The sequence below is a fragment of the Gammaproteobacteria bacterium genome (assembly GCA_017999615.1).
Classification (GTDB): Bacteria; Pseudomonadota; Gammaproteobacteria; order JAABTG01; family JAABTG01; genus JAGNLM01.
Window position 1 is genome coordinate 1 of sequence record JAGNLM010000007.1, and the last position, 14,990, is coordinate 14,990.

Consider the following 14,990-nt stretch of genomic DNA (forward strand, 5'->3'; position numbering starts at 1 on the left):
CGGTGCCCAGCGCGGATCAGGCGGGCAATGGCACTGTCCCAGCCGAGGTCGTCAGTGAGCGCAGCGTCGGCGCGAGTCGCTGGGCCGCGCCCTGAATCGCCGGGACGACGTGCGCCACGAAAAAATCTGCGTTCACCTCGAACACGGCGGCGGCCAGTTGCACGGCGTCCGCAAGCTGAAGGTCGTTGATCCACGCGCGTTCACGCCGGGTGGTGATCGCCAGCAAATCCAGCACGGCATCGCCGTGCCGTCCCAGCAGCGCCATCCAGTCCGGATCGCTGGTGATTTCCTCGGCCAACGGGCGCACCACGGCCAGCAGCCGTGGCAACTCGCCCAGACGGATCGGCGTCAGTTCCAGCGCGGTGCCGGACAGCGTCACGACCACAGGCTCAGGGGGAAAGGTCTTGAAGCCGTCCATCACAGCAGCACCAGACGTCCGAACTGACCGAGATCACCGCCGACTGGCTTGGTCAGATCCGCCAGCACTTGGCCCGACAGCTCGAACTTCAGCAGTTCGTCCGTGATGATCGAGAGCTCCTTGGCCGGGTTGATGGCCACGCGGTAGAGGTCGATCACCACCTCGCGGTTGCCGTCGGCGGTGTTGAGTCCCTCGAAGCGAATCCAGCGCTCGGGCAGCGGCTGAGTGAACATCGCCGTGCTCTGCGCTGCGCCATAGGCGTAATCAACGGTGAAGGGCTCGGTGTACGGGCCACCCGACGTGGCATCCAGCACCACGAGCGAGCCGTGCTTGGCGTTGACGCTGTACTGGCTGAGGGGCAACGTCTGGGGCGTGGCGTCGGAGTCCTGCACCTGCACGGCGGACACGTTTTGCATGGCCAGCGGGTACAGACTGCCCGGGGTGACCGGGTTGGGCAGCAGCTCGCCGGTCACAGTGCCGGGGGTGATCGTGGTCGTGGTGCCATAGAGCGCGAGCGCCAGGTTGGTTGCGATCAGTTCTTCCAGCGTGCAGGCGAATTCGCCTTTCTTGGTCTTGATGAGTTGCAGGTCGGTCAGGCGCTGGCCCGACTGCGCTTCCTGGTGCTCGATGGTGTCCACCGACAGCGACACCTTCAGCTCGGGCACGTTGCCGACGAAGGTCATTCCGGCCGGGTTGCCATTGTCATCACGCGCGCCGATGTAGACGCGACCTTGTCCGGAAAAGTAAGCCATGTTCAGTCTCCTTGGGTGGCTGCAGTTGTGGAAACACCGGACGTGGCATCACGGCGGGTGGGTTTGGAATCAGTGGCTGGGGTGGCCGCTTTGGCCGAGCCTTGTGTGATCAGCCAACGGGCGCTGGCGTCATTCAGATCAAGGCGATCACCCACGGCGAGGCGCTTGCCTGCGTGGGTATGGGGTTTCAGTAGTTCGATGTGCATGGGTTCATCCTGTTTGGGTGAGGTCGATGGCGTGGGTGCGGTAGCGGATCTCGTAGCGGGCGGGGAGCGCGACGGCCCCGGCGTCGGCGTCGTCGAACTCCCATTCGCAGTCGATCTCGCGCACGGCGATGGCCAGACCGCCCAGATTCGGGTCGGCGAGCATTGCCGCGTGGGCCGCGACCAGCGCCTGGTCGGCGACGTCGAAGGCATCCGCACCGCGTGCCACCACGGCAAGCCGGACGATCAGCAATCGGTCGACCAGGTGGTTGGCGTGGGCGGTGATGCTGTCGCCATCGACGAACAGCAGCAGCGCTGGACTGGCCTCGCGGGTGACCGGCACGGCAGGCATGCGCAGCACCGGTATCGGGGCAATCGCAGATGCCAGGCGCGTGACGATCTCCCGCAAGACGCGCTCGCGGACGGAGTTCATGGGGCGTTCCTCAGAGTTGGGAGAGCGAGGCGCGACGCTCGGTGCCGTCGCCGATGGCGCGCACGTCGCGCACCTGATAGGTGTTGCCTGCCACCTCGACCGCGTCCCCGGCAGCCAGCGTCAGCCAGGACGCCGGGTAGTCGATCTGGTAGTCCCGCGATAGCGCAAAACCATCCAGCACGGTTTCGTCCGGGGCACGGAAGGCGCAGTGCACGGTGCTGCCTGCCACCGTGACGGCGGTCAGCAGTCCTGCGCTGCGGGCCGCCTCATACAACGTCGCGACATCCATCAGGCTGCAACGAGCTTGATCAGCACGCCCGGGCGGTGGCACATCGGCAGCGGGTTCGACTGCGTGTGCAGATCGGTGCCCCGATCAAACTTGCGTGGCTCCTGCTTGGCATACAGCGGCTGGCCGATGGTGTTCACGGTCTCGTTGAAGTCCGCTGGCGCGAAGTAGGTCGCGAAGGTATCCACCGTGCCGACCGGGAAGGCATGGGCTTCCCCTGCGGCGATGAAGCGGCGCGATCCCAGCGTACCGTCGGCGTGCACAAACGAAGCCTGGCCCCGGTATTCCTCGAAGGTGATGCCGCTGTAGCTGAAACCCGAGCGCATGTCGTTAATCAGCACTGCGCCCTGCTGCCAGTTCTGGTAGGCGGTCTTGACCTCCTTGTGGGTCGTCAGCGCCCGGAAGAACTCGGTCGAGCACAGCACATGCACGCCGGTCGAGAACTCGCCGGTGAGCCCATCTTCCATGAGGCCCAGCAACTCGAGGCAGGCAGTCTTGATTTGCCCGTTGTCGGCCGCCGTCGAAAACTCGAAGGACACCGATTGCGCGGTGATGTCGAACTCGTCGAACAGATCGACGAGCTCACTGCCATCAGCGTCGAGGATCTTGCCCTTGAGCGCACCCATGCGCAGATGCTCCAGGGTGATCGCGTGCTTGTTGCGCATGGTCTCCAGATGGCGGGCCATGACACCGCCGATGGCTTCCATTTCGGTTTCGGAACCGAAGGCGCGCAGTCCTTGCACTTCCTCGGGCAGCACCACGTCGTCGTGGGGGATGTGCGGGATCACGAAGGAGCGCAGGTTGCGCTTGCCACGTTCACCCACCGTGCCGGGCGAACCGGGCGCCCGGGTGGGCAGCAGGTTCAGACGACCGGCGTACTCCTCGACGATGATCTGCCGGGTGCGCACCGGCTTGGCCGGGAACAGGTTGAGTTGCTCCAGCCGCCCATAGCGGTTGGGCAGGAGGTTGATGGCGGCCGTCAGGCTGGCCATCGAGAAGCCGGGGTTTTCAAAAGGGTTCTGCATTTGGGATCTCCAGAAATGACGAAACCCGCCAGCGGCGGGTTTTGGGGGGAGTGAAACGGAGCGTTGGAAGTGGGTCAGGCGCTATCGCGGGCCAGGACTCCACGTTCTGCGAGTTGCTTGATGGCAGCCACTTTGTGCGCAGTGCTGATGCCGGTCGGCCAGATCAATGCGCCGCGCGCGACGATGGCGTGGCGGGCGATCAGGATCGCGTCCTCACGGTCAATCAGCGTCGCATCGACGTCATTGCCGAGCACGCCGACGGCGGTTTCCGTGCCGTCCGAAGCGCTCGGGTCGATGGCCTTGAGCTTGGCGGTAGCCGTTTCGCGGCCCACCACGGTACCCAGCGACAGGTTCTGCGCGGCCGCGACGGTGTCCTGGTCACGCGAGTAGAGATTCGGCGCTTCGTACTTCAACAGGTCGCCGAGATTCTTGGGTTGAGAGACAGTGGGCATGGCTTACTCCTTGGCGGTGAGTTTCTTGACGGCAGCGACCACCGGACTGTTTTCCGGGTGCTGGCTGGTTCCTGCCTCGGCGGTGATACGCGAGGCAATTTCGGGTTGGTCGGCACGGGCGTCGAGCAAGGCGCGGCGCACCTGCGCTTCCGAGAAGCCTGCTGCGAGGAATTCCGCCGTGCGTTGGGACTGGCCCGCGATCAGGCACATCTCTGCAATGGCCTGAGCTTGGCCGCGCCCGCTGGCGAAGGACTGCGACAGTGCGGCTTGGGCGGCAGGCGTCGGTTGCGGATCGCTGTCGGTTTGCGGCTGGTCGCCCTGTGGGTCGGTGTCGGCCGGATGCTTAAGGTTTTCGTGGTCGTCTTTGGGGTCGGTCATGGTGTTCTCCAGGGTGAGAGGTTTGCTTCGGGGCGGGTTTGAAATGGCTTGCGCGGACAGGCTTCGCGGCGAGGCGCGGGCCACGCCGGGCTGCGCCAGCCGCTGCTTGGCCGCCAGCGCGTCGGTGAACTCGGTCATCACCGCATCAAACGGCATCACTGCGTCGGCGAGGCCTGCTGCCACCGCCTGCTCGCCGTAGAACAGCCCCGCCTCGGTGGCGCGCACGGCATCCGGATCGAGGCCGCGCATCTGTCCGACCTGATTCACGAAGATGTCGTAGAGACGATCCACCTCGGTCTGCAACGCGGTAGTGGCCTGGGGAGTGAGTGGCTCGTGCGGGGAGAAATCGTTCTTGTGGCTGCCCGCGAAGACAGCGGTGTAGTTCAGGCCGTCTTTGGCGTCCTTCACCGACTGGTCGACGTGCAGCGCGATCACGCCAATCGAGCCGACGCCAGCGGTCTGCGACAGCGTCAGGCGCTGGCAGGCAGCCGCGATGGCAAAAGCTGCCGAGTACGCGGCATCGTTGGCGTGCGCCCAGATCGGCTTGATGGCGCTGGCTGCGCGGATGCGCTCGGCCAACTCGAACACACCCGATGCCTCGCCGCCGGGCGAATCCAGATCGAGCAGGATGCCCGCCACCTGTGGGTCGGCCAGCGCGGCGTCCAGTCGGGCTTCGATCTCGCCGTAGGACATCAGGCCAGAGGCGGCTTCGATACCCATCGAACGTCTGACCAGCGTGCCGACCACCGGGATGACGGCAATGCCCGCCTGCCCCGATGTGGTGCTCTGGCGCGGCATGGGCAGCGGCATCGCCATGTCCAGATCGGGCAAGCCGATGCGGGAACCCAGCACGGAGAGGATCACGTCGAGTTTGGGACGCGCAATGAGGAGCGGCGTCCCGTAGAGGCGGGACGCCAGATGAACGAGTTGCATGTCAGTTGTCCTGTTGGTCTTGCGGCACGGCCACCGTGGCGGCCGCATTTATGGGAGCGCCCGATGTCGATGGTTGGGGCGCTTTGTCGTGACGCGGGTCAGAGTCGAAGACCAGTCCGAGCGCATCGGCACGCTGGTTGTCGGCGGCGATCTCGCGGTCGATGTCCTCGGCGTCGTAGCCGAAGGCCGAGATGGCTTCCGATCGAGACAGCAGCCCGGCGCGAATAGCAGTCAGCATCGCGTCGAATTCCTTCTTGGGATCGACCCACTGCCAACCCTGTGGAATCCATTTGGCCGCGAAATAGTCGCGCTTCTTCTCGGTGAACTGCGGCAACGCCAGCGCGCCTTCAAGTAGCGCCTGCTCCATCCAGGCACGCCAGATCGGGCGGCACAGCTGGTGGACGATCACGCCGTGCTGGATGGCCTCACAGCGGCGGCGAAACTCCAGCAGCCCAGCCCGGATCGACGAGTAGTTCACTTGCGTCAGGTCGCCGGTCAGCATCTCGTAGGTGATGCCCATCGCCGCTGCCACCGCCCGGAACTGCATGCGCAGGAATTCGGCGTAGCTCGCGCCAACGTCGGCGGGCTGACTGAACTTCACGTCCTCGCCGGGCTCCAGGATCTGCATCGTGCCCGGCTCCAGCCCGGCCAACGCTGCACCACTGGCATCCGGCAGTCCTTCACCCATCAGGTTGTCCTCGGGTGACAGGCGCGTGATGAAGCCCGCGAACATCGCGGCGGTTTTCTTGCGCACGAGCTCGGCGTCGTCGTACTGGTCGAGTTCGTTAAGCTTGACCAGTGCGCGCGCCAGCCATGGTTCGCCCCGGATCTGTCCAGGCCGCAAGGGACGAAACAGGTGGATAATTTCGCTGGCCGGCACACGCACTGTGTCGAGACCGCCCACCACGCCACCGGTGCTTGACATCGGGGCCAGTGAGCCATCACCCGGATGCGAGCGATACAGGTGGTAAGCCACCCGCCGTCCGAGCTTGTCGAACTCGATACCCGCACGGATGACGTTTCCGGAAGCCAACTCCTGATTCAGAGTGGCTGGCAGGTGTTCGGGTTCGAGCAACTGCAATTGCAGGCCCACCGGCAGGCCATCCTCCGGGCGGCGATAGCGCAGCCGCACCAGACATTCCCCGCCTTCGAGCATGGCGCGACAGGCCAAGGCCTGCAGTCCGTAGAAATCAGTCAGTCCGGCGGCATCGGCTTCCTCGCACCAGTCCCACCACAGGCTGTGGATCGCTTCGCGCAGGGGCTGATCGGCCAGCATGCTCTGCGGCTTGATGCCGGTGCCGATGGCGTTCGAGACAAAGGCTTCAACGCCTGCCGCTGCCCAGGCATTGCGGCGCACCAGATCGCGGCTCTTGGCGCGCAATTCGTTCTGGGTGAACGCCAGTGCTGCGACTGCGCCTGGATTGCCGACCTGCCACGCCAAGGCGCGACGGCCGCCACCGATACCGTCATAGAACGGGGCTCCGCCAAGCAGACTCATGCCGACGCGTCTACGCATTCGGTCAAACCATTGCATGTTCAGAACCCTTTGCCGGTGGTGACCCGGATCTGGCGTGGCGCGCCAGGCCACAGTCCGGTGTCTACGGCCTGCTCGAAGAGGTCGCGCTTGACCGCCGCAATGGCGGCCTGGAGTTCATCGACGCTGCGATACTCGACGGTCTTGTCGCCAAAGGTCACGCGCTTTTCGCCCTTGACCAGCGCCGCTTCCAGTGCGTCGAGGTGTGCTTGTGTGTAGGCCATCAGCGGTACACCGTGAGGTTGATTTCGGAGGAGTCGTCGAAGGATGCGGACGTGGTGGCGCAACTGATGTCGACGTACTGAGCGGTCTTCTGGTCGGTGCTGGATCGCACGATGGCAATGCGCTGCGTGCCACTGTTGGTGCTGCTGCGGGCAAGCGCGGTCCAGCAATAGTTGGCGTCGGGCATGGCAACGGCGAAGGTCACGCGGTAGCGACCCGCCGCCGTCCGGGTCACGCTGGCCACGTTGTGCGATGCACGCACGACGACCTGCGTGCCGACATAGCCGAAACACACCCATGCCCGGGCCACGCCGGGGTGGGTGGCGTCGATCTTTGTCCTGACCTCGAGTCCGACACGACTGGCCAGCGCACTGATGCGCGATGCGAGGCTCATCAGACCAGCGCACCCACAAAGACCGCGACGAAGTCTGTGTCGGTATTGCCGACATCGGTGGCTGCGACGGCACCGATGTTGCTGCGCGCCTGAAGTTGCTCGGCCACGGTCAGCGACTGCGCCGCATCGAAGCGCACGCGGTTGTTCACGGCGGCGAGCAGCGCATCCAGACCGCTGGTGCCGTTCTGCAGCAGTTGCTGGATTTCCACCAGCGTGTCGTACGCGGCATCGGCACCGCCCAAGATCTCGGTCTTGAGCGCATCGAGCAGTGAGACGATCTTGTTGGACGAGTACGTGGTCGTGGCCGCGACGTGCGCATCGTCGATCACCGCCGACGACACCACGGCGGCTTTCAGTTCGTTGATGGCCGCGACCAGATTCGACTTGTCGGTGGTGGTGAGGTTGGCCAGGTTGCCTGCCTTGGCGCGGACGTCGTTGAACTCCTGCGCGACGCGGATGACCAGGCTTTCGATACGGGTAGCAAGACTCATGTTTTCTCCTTGGGGTGTCAGGACAGCCAGCGGCTTTTGATCACGCGCCGACCGGTGTTACGGTTGCCAGAAACAGCGAGGCCACCGCGTTGGGTGGCCTCGTTGATCGATTCAGTAGGTGTTTCAAGGGCTGGCGGACTGGCCAGCCCCAGTTGTCGCTCCAGTTCCCGCCAGTGACGTTCCTCGAAGCGATCCAGACCCGCCGCCGATGCAGCCGCGCGGGCGTAGACGTAGCAGTCGAGCGCCTCATTGCGCTCACGCATCTTTTGCCACTCACGCACCGGGAAGCCGTTGCGGTCGCGGCGGGTGATCAGTTGTTCCGCGCAGAGTTGCTGGATGAACTCAGCGTCGATCTTGGGCAGATGGACGAACCCGGCCGGGAACACCGTGGTCAATCCGTCCTCGCCAACATCTGCGCTCTTGCGCAGGTTGTTGTAGAACTCGAGCTTGGCGATGCTGACCGCCACCGTGTACACCTTGATGCCCCGGCGCAGCTTCTTGCCACCCTGCGAGACATCGATGGCGGTCGGCGTGCCGATCAAGGCTGCACCGCGAGGCACCCCCTTGACCGCCATCACACGCGAATCGCGGCAAGCCCGCACAAAGGCGTAGGCCTCCTGCGTCGCAAAGCCGGTATCCAAGGCAAAACGCACCAGCGGCATCGCCGCGCCGGAGGCGTGTGTCCAGGTTTCGGCCAGCATTTCAGCAAGGCGCTTCCATACCGCATCGCGGGCGGTGTCACCCATCAGCACGCGGTGCTCAACCAGCCAGGACTCCTTGCCGCGCCCAAAGGCCCAGACCGACGCCTCGATGCGATCTTTCTGCACGTCGGCCGCGCCGACCAAGAGCAGACCGCCTTGTGGCACGCTGCCGACGCGGTAGTCCTCGCGGCGTTCGACCAGTCGTTGCCAGTCTGGCGCTTCGCCTTCCTCGACCCAGGTTTCGCCTAGCTCGGTGTTCTTGAAAGTTTTGATGGCAGCCGCCGAGCCGGATTCTTTGCTCACTGCGCTCTCCCACGCAGCGGCAATCTCGCGCCAAGCACGCCAGCCCACCGGGCTGTACAGTGACGACAGGTGGAATCCCGCAGACTTGCCCGGGCCATCGGTGAACATCGCGCGCCACTCGCCGTGCTCCAGCATCCACGTCTTGTGATGCTCGGCAATCGCGGTATCACATGACTCACAGATGTAGGCAGCGGTTTCCGGTTGCCCTTTATCCCAACGCAGCTGCTCGAAACGCAGCCACTGACGGTGGGAGCAATGCGGACACGGCACAAAGTAGCGACGTTGGTCACTGGCCTCGTACTCGCGCTCGATAGCCGACGCCCCTGAGATCGTTGGGGTCGAGACGATGAAGATCTTGCGCCGCGCGAAGGTGCGTGTACGCGCCTCGGCTAGCGAGATTGCGTCCCCTTCACCCTCGACGTCCAACGGATAGCCGTCGACCTCGTCGAGGAACAGATACCGCACAGGCATCGAGCGCAGCCCGACCGCGCTGTTGGCCCCGGTCATCACCAGCACGCCACCCCGGAACTCCTTGGCCAGGATGGTGTTGCCGGAATCCCGGCTGCGCGCCGGTGCAATCAGTTCAGCCAGTGCGGACGACTCCTCGATCAGCGGATCGATCCGCTGCTTGGAGTTGCGCTTGGCCATCTCCACTGTTGGCCACACCGCCATCATTGGCCCGGGTGCGTGATGGATCACATAGCCGATCCAGTTCGATCCCATCTCCGTCGCGCCAAGCTGCGCCGCTTTCATGAACACCACACGCTCGACCGACGAGGTCGGCGACAGGCAATCCATGATTGCTTTCAGGTACGGCGTGCGGCTGGTGCGCCAGCGACCCGGTTCGGCAGAGGCTTTGCTGGAGAGCATCCGGTGGCGATCTGACCATTCGGACACGGTGAGCAGCGGGTCGGGAGTCAGTCCTTCGCGCCACGCGCGTTCAATCTCGGCAGCGCCTTCGTAGTCCATGTTCATCAATCCACCCTCGGGCGCATCTCGCCCAGTTCCTGCAGGTGCTCACGCACCGCCGCCTCCAAGGCGATGTGCATCGTGTGGGGATCGACGCCGAGCTTCGCTGCCATTTGTGCCGAGATGCGTGCGGGCCAGTTGAGCCAGGCATCGCGTTCGGAGCGCGCCAGCTTGAAAACATGGGCGATGGCCTGCGGCCGATCTACCAGCTCGCCCTTGAGGCGGGCCAGGCGCACCTTGTTGGTTTGCGCCTTGACCACTTCGTTGACCGTCCGCGCTTGCAACAAGGACGTGCCACCTGCTGCGGATGTTGCCAATGAGGCTGCTTGTCCATCTGCTGTAGGTCCGCTGGACTCCGGGACGGCGACCTTGACCGCGCGGGTGGCCGTGCCACTGCGCGGTGCATCGGAATTGCGCGCCCACTCGCGGTCGACGCGCTCGGCATCAATCGTTCCGTCTGCCTCCGGCGTGATCCGCCCAGCAGCGATGGCCTTGCGCACCGCTGCATCGGACACCCCTCGGTGGCGTGCGTAGGCACGAATCGAAATACCCATATTTCCCCTTCGGGGCACCTTCAATCATTTGTTCGTCATTCATGCGGATTGAGCTTGGCTTCCATCTGGAACAGCGCGTTCATACGTTCGTCATCAACACCATGAAAGGACACGGACATGAGCAAGCTCGAACAACTCCTGACCCAGATCGCGCAAAACAAGCTGGGCATCGAAACCCTGGAAACCCGCCGCTCGGACAGCCTCGATTTCCACGATGTGGCGGTCTGGTGCCTACGCGATGCGCTTGAAGCCGCCTTCAACGCGGGTCTCGAGCAGGGGCGCAATGCCAACCCGTCAGACAAGGCCAACACCTGATTGCGAAGCGAAGACGCCAAGCAAAAAGCGCTTGGCTTCACTTGAGAACAGCGCGTTCATCACATCACCGTCCACCACATCGAAGGAGCAAAACATGACCACCACTCAACTGACCCCTGCCCAGCACGCGATCCTGGCCCACGCGGTTGAACACACCAGCGGCAAGATCGACTGGTTCCCCGACAACATCAAAGGCGGCGCACGCAAGAAGGTGCTCGACGGACTTTTCAACCGCGCACTAATCACAACCGACGGCACCGGCTGGTTTGTCGCTGCGGAGGGCTACGACGCCCTGGGCATTCCGCGTCCCGACGTGAACAGGAAGGGCGTCGGTCAGTTCGAAGCCAATCTCGACCGGATCATCGCCAACGCTGAAGGCGCGCCTGCGGCCGCGAGCGATCCCGAACTGGAAGCCGCCGTAACCGCCGCCGAAGCAACGTGGGTCAAGCCGCGCACCCGCGAGAACAGCAAGCAGGCCGAAGTGATCCGGATGCTGCAACGCCCCGAGGGCGCAACCATCGGCCAGATCTGCACCGCCACCGGTTGGCAGGCGCACACGGTGCGCGGCACCTTCGCCGGAGCCTTCAAGAAAAAGCTCGGCCTGAACATCGTCTCGGACAAGCCGCAGGGTGGCGAGCGGATCTACCGCATCGCCTGAAAACGAGCACAGCGAGTTTCGGCGAAGCCAAAAAGATGGCGAGAGGAGCCATGAATAGCTTGGCTTCTCTCCCCACCAGCGCGTTCATACAGATGTCGTGATTGACGACGCCAAACCAGGAAAACCGCCATGAGCACCATGACCATCACCATCGAACGCACCCCACGCACTCTGCAGTTCGCAGGCCAAAGCCTCCAGGTCGAAGAGTTGAGTGTCCGCCTGCCGTTTGCACGCAAACCTGCCAACCTCGGCGAACTGGGCGGGAGCGACCAGCACAAGGTCTACGTCACCGAGACCAAGGAGCTCACCCCTGCCGAATTCGACGCCTTTGGGCGCAGCCTGCTGGTGTCACGCGACTGGCTGCGTGGCAAGGGTGGCGGCACTGGCGACGGCTACCTCTGCGTCGAGGTCACTGCTCCCGGACGCCCTTACCTCTACGTCAATCCCGAGGGCGGTGATTACGCCCGCTACGTAGCCCGTCTCGGGTAAGCGAAATTGATCGAGGAAGAGGCCAGGAACAGCTTGGCTTCTCAATCGAACAGCGCGTTACTACAGGTGTCGCAACGATCAACCCGGAGAAGACACCATGACCACCAACCAGATACCCGCCACCCAAAACGAAGCCTGGGGTTTTTGGGGCACGATGAACGAACACGCCAGCGCCGCATGGCCCCTGGCCATGAACGCCATTTCGGACGCCACCCACCAGCCCCTCGAATCGGTGCGGACCTTCCTCGACAGTCGCCACGGACGCCACTTTGCCGACGACGTCCAGAACGGCTTGTACCAAGGCCAAGCCTTGCAGGATGCGATCAAGGCCGCCACCCAACGTTGGATGGGCTGGACGATTGGCCGCCAGACCAGCAAGCAGTACGGCATCCCGCGCGGCCTGCCTTACCTGACAGGCTTTGTGATCCACTGCGAAATCTGCGAAGAGATGGCTGCCTGATGAAAACGCCCGCCACCGAACGGGAGCAGGCGCTGCGTTGGCTGATTGCCAACCGGCGTCCAGACGTCTCCATCGAGCAGGCTGTGCGCGTCATGTGCATGGCACTGCCGCGCGATCTCACCACCCTGCAAATCCTGCGGCGCGTCGCTGAGGAAGAAGAGGCCAAGCAGCCTGGCCAGCCATTCAACTGGCGCACAATTCCTGGTCTGCTGCCTCGCGGATAGCCGTCTGGCCGGTGAAGTCCTCCCACCGGCGCACGATCACATCCACGTACTTCGGATCGAGTTCGATCAGCCGCGCGACGCGACCTGACTTTTCGGCCGCAATCAACGTTGTGCCAGATCCACCGAACGGATCAAGCACCACGTTACCCGGGCGGCTCGAATTGCGGATCGCCCGCTCGACCAGCTCCACCGGCTTCATTGTCGGATGCAGATCGTTCTTCTGCGGCTTCTTGATCGCCCACACATCGCCCTGATCGCGGTCACCACACCAGTGGCGTTGCGCACCCTCGGGCCATCCGTACAAGATCGGCTCGTACTGGCGCTGGTAGTCGGCACGGCCCAGCGTGAAGGTGTTCTTGGCCCAGATGATGAACGTCGACCACTTGCCACCGGCGGCGCGAAAGGCGGCCTGCAGCACATCCAGCTCGCTGGATGACATCGCCACATAGATGCCGCCCCGGCAGTTCGCCACGGTGGGCGTCAATGCTGCCAACAGGAAGTCGTAGAAGCCATCGCCCAGGTTGTCGTTGAGGATCGCGCGGTCCTTGCCGCGCATCTTGTCCTTGGCGCTGTTGGCATAGTTCACGTTGTACGGCGGGTCGGTGAAGACCATGTCTGCCATGTCGCCTTGCATCAGCCGGGCATAGCTCTCTGCCACGGTCGAGTCACCGCACAGCAGTCGGTGCTGGCCCATGATCCAGACATCGCCCGGGCGCGATATTGGAATTTCGCCAACCTCCGGTACCGCGTCCTCATCGGTCTGACCCTCGTTGTCCGGCTCTTCGCCCGCGATAAGTTCGGCCAGCGCGTCGGTGTCGAAGCCGGTGATGTCCAGATCGAAACCTTCCAGCTGCAAAGCCTCAAGTTCGATCCGCAACATCGCGTCATCCCAGCCAGCGTTCTCCGCGATGCGGTTGTCTGCGATGACCAAGGCGCGGCGCTGGGTCGGGCTCAGGTGATCCAGTACGACCACGGGCACGATTTCCAGCCCGAGTTTCTGCGCAGCGGCCAAGCGGCCATGCCCAGCGACGATGATGCCGTCACTGCCTGCAAGGATCGGATTGGTGAAGCCAAACTCGGCAATCGATGCGGCGATCTGCGCCACCTGATCATCCGAGTGCGTCCGCGCATTGCGGGCATAGGGCAGCAGTTTGGCTGTCGGCCACTGCTCGATCTTGTCGGCCAGCCAGTTCATGCCGCCACCTCCATTTCGCGTTCAGTGGCGATCTCGTCGAAAGATTGGCCGGTGGCGATCAGCGTGACCGGCACGCCGGGGTGGTTTTGCTGAAAGCGCTTGATGGCCACGTCCACGTACTCCGGCGCAATCTCGACGCTGCGACAAATGCGGCCAGTGCGCTGCGCGGCCAGCATCGTCGTGCCACTGCCGCCGAACGGCTCGAACACGATGTCTCCGGCGTCTGTGTAGGACTCGATGGCGAACTCCGGCAACGCCACCGGGAAGACGGCGGGGTGATCAATGTCCTGACCGATCTTGCCCTTGTGGCGCATCACGCGAATCACTGAGTCGGGGATTCGGGTGTCCTGCGTCGGTTGACCCTTGTGCGTCCAGCCGCCGACCTCGCCATCCTTACCGCGCATCGCCGTGGACGACCCGTCAGCGCGCAGGTGCGATTCCTGGCCTGCGTGCTTGCAAGGCACGATCTTGTTGGGTTTGCGGGTGCTGCGATTGAAGTGGAAAACAAACTCGAAGCTGGGAGCCAATCGGCCCTGCCAGTCGCCGGGCATGCCTGGCCCCTGATCCCAGACGTACCACGCGAAGCGCCGCCACCCTTGCTGACGCATCCAGGACAGCCAGCCGTCCCAATAGGGGATAACTTCGTTGTCGCGGTGGATCAGCCCAAGATTGACCAGCACCTGTCCGTCGCCCGCCATCGGCAGATGTGCGAACACACCGCGCATCAGGACATCCCAATCGGCAATGCCGCCGGAGGTGTAGTCGCGCTGGTTGCCATACGGCGGCGAGGTGAAGCAAAGCTGCGCGGTGTCACCCTGCATCAGCGTGGCGACCACGGCTGGGTCGGTGGCGTCGCCACAGATCAACCGGTGCGAGCCGATGGCCCAGACATCGCCCTCGCGCGACACCGCCACCACTGGTTTGTCAGGTACGTCATCAGTCGTATCGGGTTCGTCGGCATCTGCATCATCTTGCGCCGCAGGTTTTGCTTCGGTGGGCGTGGCATCTGCCAGCAGCGCATCGATCTCGATGTTCTCGAAGCCGGTCAGCGCCAGTTCGAAACCCGCTTCGGAAAGCTCCGCCAGTTCGAGCGCCAACATCTCCTCATCCCAGCCAGCGTCAAGCGCCAGCCGGTTGTCGGCGATGACCAAGGCGCGCTTTTGCGCGGTGGTGAGATGGGCCAGTTCGATCACCGGCACCTGATCCAGCCCCAGCTTGCGTGCAGCAGCCAAACGACCATGGCCCGCGATGATGCCGTTGTCGCCATCAACCAGGACCGGGTTCGTCCAGCCATATTCGACGATGCTGGCGGCGATCTTGGTGACTTGCGCCTCGGAATGTGTGCGCGGGTTGCGGGCGTAGGGAATCAGCGCCTCGACCTTGCGGTACTCGACGTTGAGCGTATTCAAAGATGGTGTCCTGAAAATAGAAAACCCGCCGACGACAACCGTGGGCGGGTTTTGGGGTTGGTGCGAACTGACGGGGTGCGAACTGCGAACCGTGCGAACCTTGGTTCGCACCCTGACGCTAAAAAAGCGCCGCGCTCGCGCCCCCCGCATTGGTTTTTGGCCAGGAAGGACCCGTTGATTTCTGGGCTGCTT

General features: G+C 63.8%; 21 protein-coding genes. 5 read left to right on the plus strand and 16 right to left on the minus strand.

The features are described from left to right. Positions 1 to 16 precede the first annotated feature (16 nt). The 14 genes from KA217_07425 to KA217_07490 all read right to left on the minus strand — a co-directional run bounded on the left by KA217_07425 (position 17) and on the right by KA217_07490 (position 10,048). The gene (locus KA217_07425; GenBank protein MBP7712276.1) at positions 17 to 418 is read right to left on the minus strand and encodes a hypothetical protein; all 402 of its coding nucleotides are present in this window, start codon (positions 416 to 418) and stop codon (positions 17 to 19) included. After that, entirely contained in the window at positions 418 to 1,170 is a 753-nt protein-coding gene (locus KA217_07430; protein ID MBP7712277.1) for a hypothetical protein, read from the minus strand. Before KA217_07430 ends, KA217_07425 begins: the two co-directional genes overlap by 1 nt. 2 nt (positions 1,171 to 1,172) lie before the next feature. After that, the gene (locus KA217_07435; GenBank protein ID MBP7712278.1) at positions 1,173 to 1,376 is read right to left on the minus strand and encodes a hypothetical protein; all 204 of its coding nucleotides are present in this window, start codon (positions 1,374 to 1,376) and stop codon (positions 1,173 to 1,175) included. 4 nt (positions 1,377 to 1,380) lie between these two features. After that, complete coding sequence (locus KA217_07440; GenBank protein ID MBP7712279.1) at positions 1,381 to 1,806, minus strand: hypothetical protein; 426 nt, start codon at positions 1,804 to 1,806, stop codon at positions 1,381 to 1,383. Between the two features lie 10 nt (positions 1,807 to 1,816). After that, complete coding sequence (locus KA217_07445; protein ID MBP7712280.1) at positions 1,817 to 2,095, minus strand: hypothetical protein; 279 nt, start codon at positions 2,093 to 2,095, stop codon at positions 1,817 to 1,819. Next, complete coding sequence (locus tag KA217_07450; GenBank protein MBP7712281.1) at positions 2,095 to 3,117, minus strand: major capsid protein; 1,023 nt, start codon at positions 3,115 to 3,117, stop codon at positions 2,095 to 2,097. The genes KA217_07445 and KA217_07450 overlap by 1 nt, the downstream gene beginning before the upstream one ends. 74 nt (positions 3,118 to 3,191) lie before the next feature. Further along, on the minus strand, positions 3,192 to 3,569 hold the full coding sequence (locus KA217_07455; GenBank protein MBP7712282.1) for a head decoration protein: 378 nt from the start codon (positions 3,567 to 3,569) through the stop codon (positions 3,192 to 3,194). A gap of 3 nt (positions 3,570 to 3,572) precedes the next feature. Next, positions 3,573 to 4,880, minus strand: coding sequence for a S49 family peptidase (locus tag KA217_07460; GenBank protein ID MBP7712283.1), 1,308 nt, complete (start codon positions 4,878 to 4,880; stop codon positions 3,573 to 3,575). 1 nt (position 4,881) lies between these two features. Further along, positions 4,882 to 6,414, minus strand: a complete 1,533-nt coding sequence (locus tag KA217_07465; GenBank protein ID MBP7712284.1) for a phage portal protein — start codon at positions 6,412 to 6,414, stop codon at positions 4,882 to 4,884. Positions 6,415 to 6,416: 2 nt separating this feature from the next. Beyond that, entirely contained in the window at positions 6,417 to 6,638 is a 222-nt protein-coding gene (locus tag KA217_07470) for a hypothetical protein (GenBank protein ID MBP7712285.1), read from the minus strand. After that, the gene (locus KA217_07475; protein ID MBP7712286.1) at positions 6,638 to 7,030 is read right to left on the minus strand and encodes a hypothetical protein; all 393 of its coding nucleotides are present in this window, start codon (positions 7,028 to 7,030) and stop codon (positions 6,638 to 6,640) included. The genes KA217_07470 and KA217_07475 overlap by 1 nt, the downstream gene beginning before the upstream one ends. Beyond that, positions 7,030 to 7,521, minus strand: a complete 492-nt coding sequence (locus KA217_07480) for a hypothetical protein (protein ID MBP7712287.1) — start codon at positions 7,519 to 7,521, stop codon at positions 7,030 to 7,032. Before KA217_07480 ends, KA217_07475 begins: the two co-directional genes overlap by 1 nt. Positions 7,522 to 7,538: 17 nt before the next feature. Next, positions 7,539 to 9,500, minus strand: a complete 1,962-nt coding sequence (locus KA217_07485) for a phage terminase large subunit family protein (GenBank protein ID MBP7712288.1) — start codon at positions 9,498 to 9,500, stop codon at positions 7,539 to 7,541. Then, positions 9,500 to 10,048, minus strand: a complete 549-nt coding sequence (locus tag KA217_07490; protein MBP7712289.1) for an elements of external origin — start codon at positions 10,046 to 10,048, stop codon at positions 9,500 to 9,502. Before KA217_07490 ends, KA217_07485 begins: the two co-directional genes overlap by 1 nt. 117 nt (positions 10,049 to 10,165) lie before the next feature. Here KA217_07490 and KA217_07495 point away from each other — a divergent pair, with 117 nt between their 5' ends. From KA217_07495 to KA217_07515, 5 genes are all read left to right on the plus strand, one after another. Then, entirely contained in the window at positions 10,166 to 10,363 is a 198-nt protein-coding gene (locus tag KA217_07495; GenBank protein ID MBP7712290.1) for a hypothetical protein, read from the plus strand. A gap of 94 nt (positions 10,364 to 10,457) precedes the next feature. After that, positions 10,458 to 11,021: a DUF3489 domain-containing protein gene (locus KA217_07500; protein MBP7712291.1), complete on the plus strand. Its 564-nt coding sequence runs from the start codon at positions 10,458 to 10,460 to the stop codon at positions 11,019 to 11,021. A 129-nt stretch (positions 11,022 to 11,150) separates the two neighbouring features. After that, positions 11,151 to 11,510, plus strand: a complete 360-nt coding sequence (locus tag KA217_07505; GenBank protein ID MBP7712292.1) for a hypothetical protein — start codon at positions 11,151 to 11,153, stop codon at positions 11,508 to 11,510. A 97-nt stretch (positions 11,511 to 11,607) separates the two neighbouring features. Continuing rightward, a complete protein-coding gene (locus KA217_07510; protein ID MBP7712293.1) occupies positions 11,608 to 11,970 on the plus strand; it encodes a hypothetical protein in 363 nt (120 codons plus the stop codon). After that, the gene (locus tag KA217_07515; GenBank protein MBP7712294.1) at positions 11,970 to 12,194 is read left to right on the plus strand and encodes a hypothetical protein; all 225 of its coding nucleotides are present in this window, start codon (positions 11,970 to 11,972) and stop codon (positions 12,192 to 12,194) included. The genes KA217_07510 and KA217_07515 overlap by 1 nt, the downstream gene beginning before the upstream one ends. Here KA217_07515 and KA217_07520 read toward each other — a convergent pair. Then, positions 12,154 to 13,389, minus strand: coding sequence for a site-specific DNA-methyltransferase (locus KA217_07520; protein MBP7712295.1), 1,236 nt, complete (start codon positions 13,387 to 13,389; stop codon positions 12,154 to 12,156). The genes KA217_07515 and KA217_07520 overlap by 41 nt on opposite strands. Beyond that, positions 13,386 to 14,798, minus strand: a complete 1,413-nt coding sequence (locus KA217_07525) for a site-specific DNA-methyltransferase (protein MBP7712296.1) — start codon at positions 14,796 to 14,798, stop codon at positions 13,386 to 13,388. The genes KA217_07520 and KA217_07525 overlap by 4 nt, the downstream gene beginning before the upstream one ends. Positions 14,799 to 14,990: the final 192 nt, after the last annotated feature.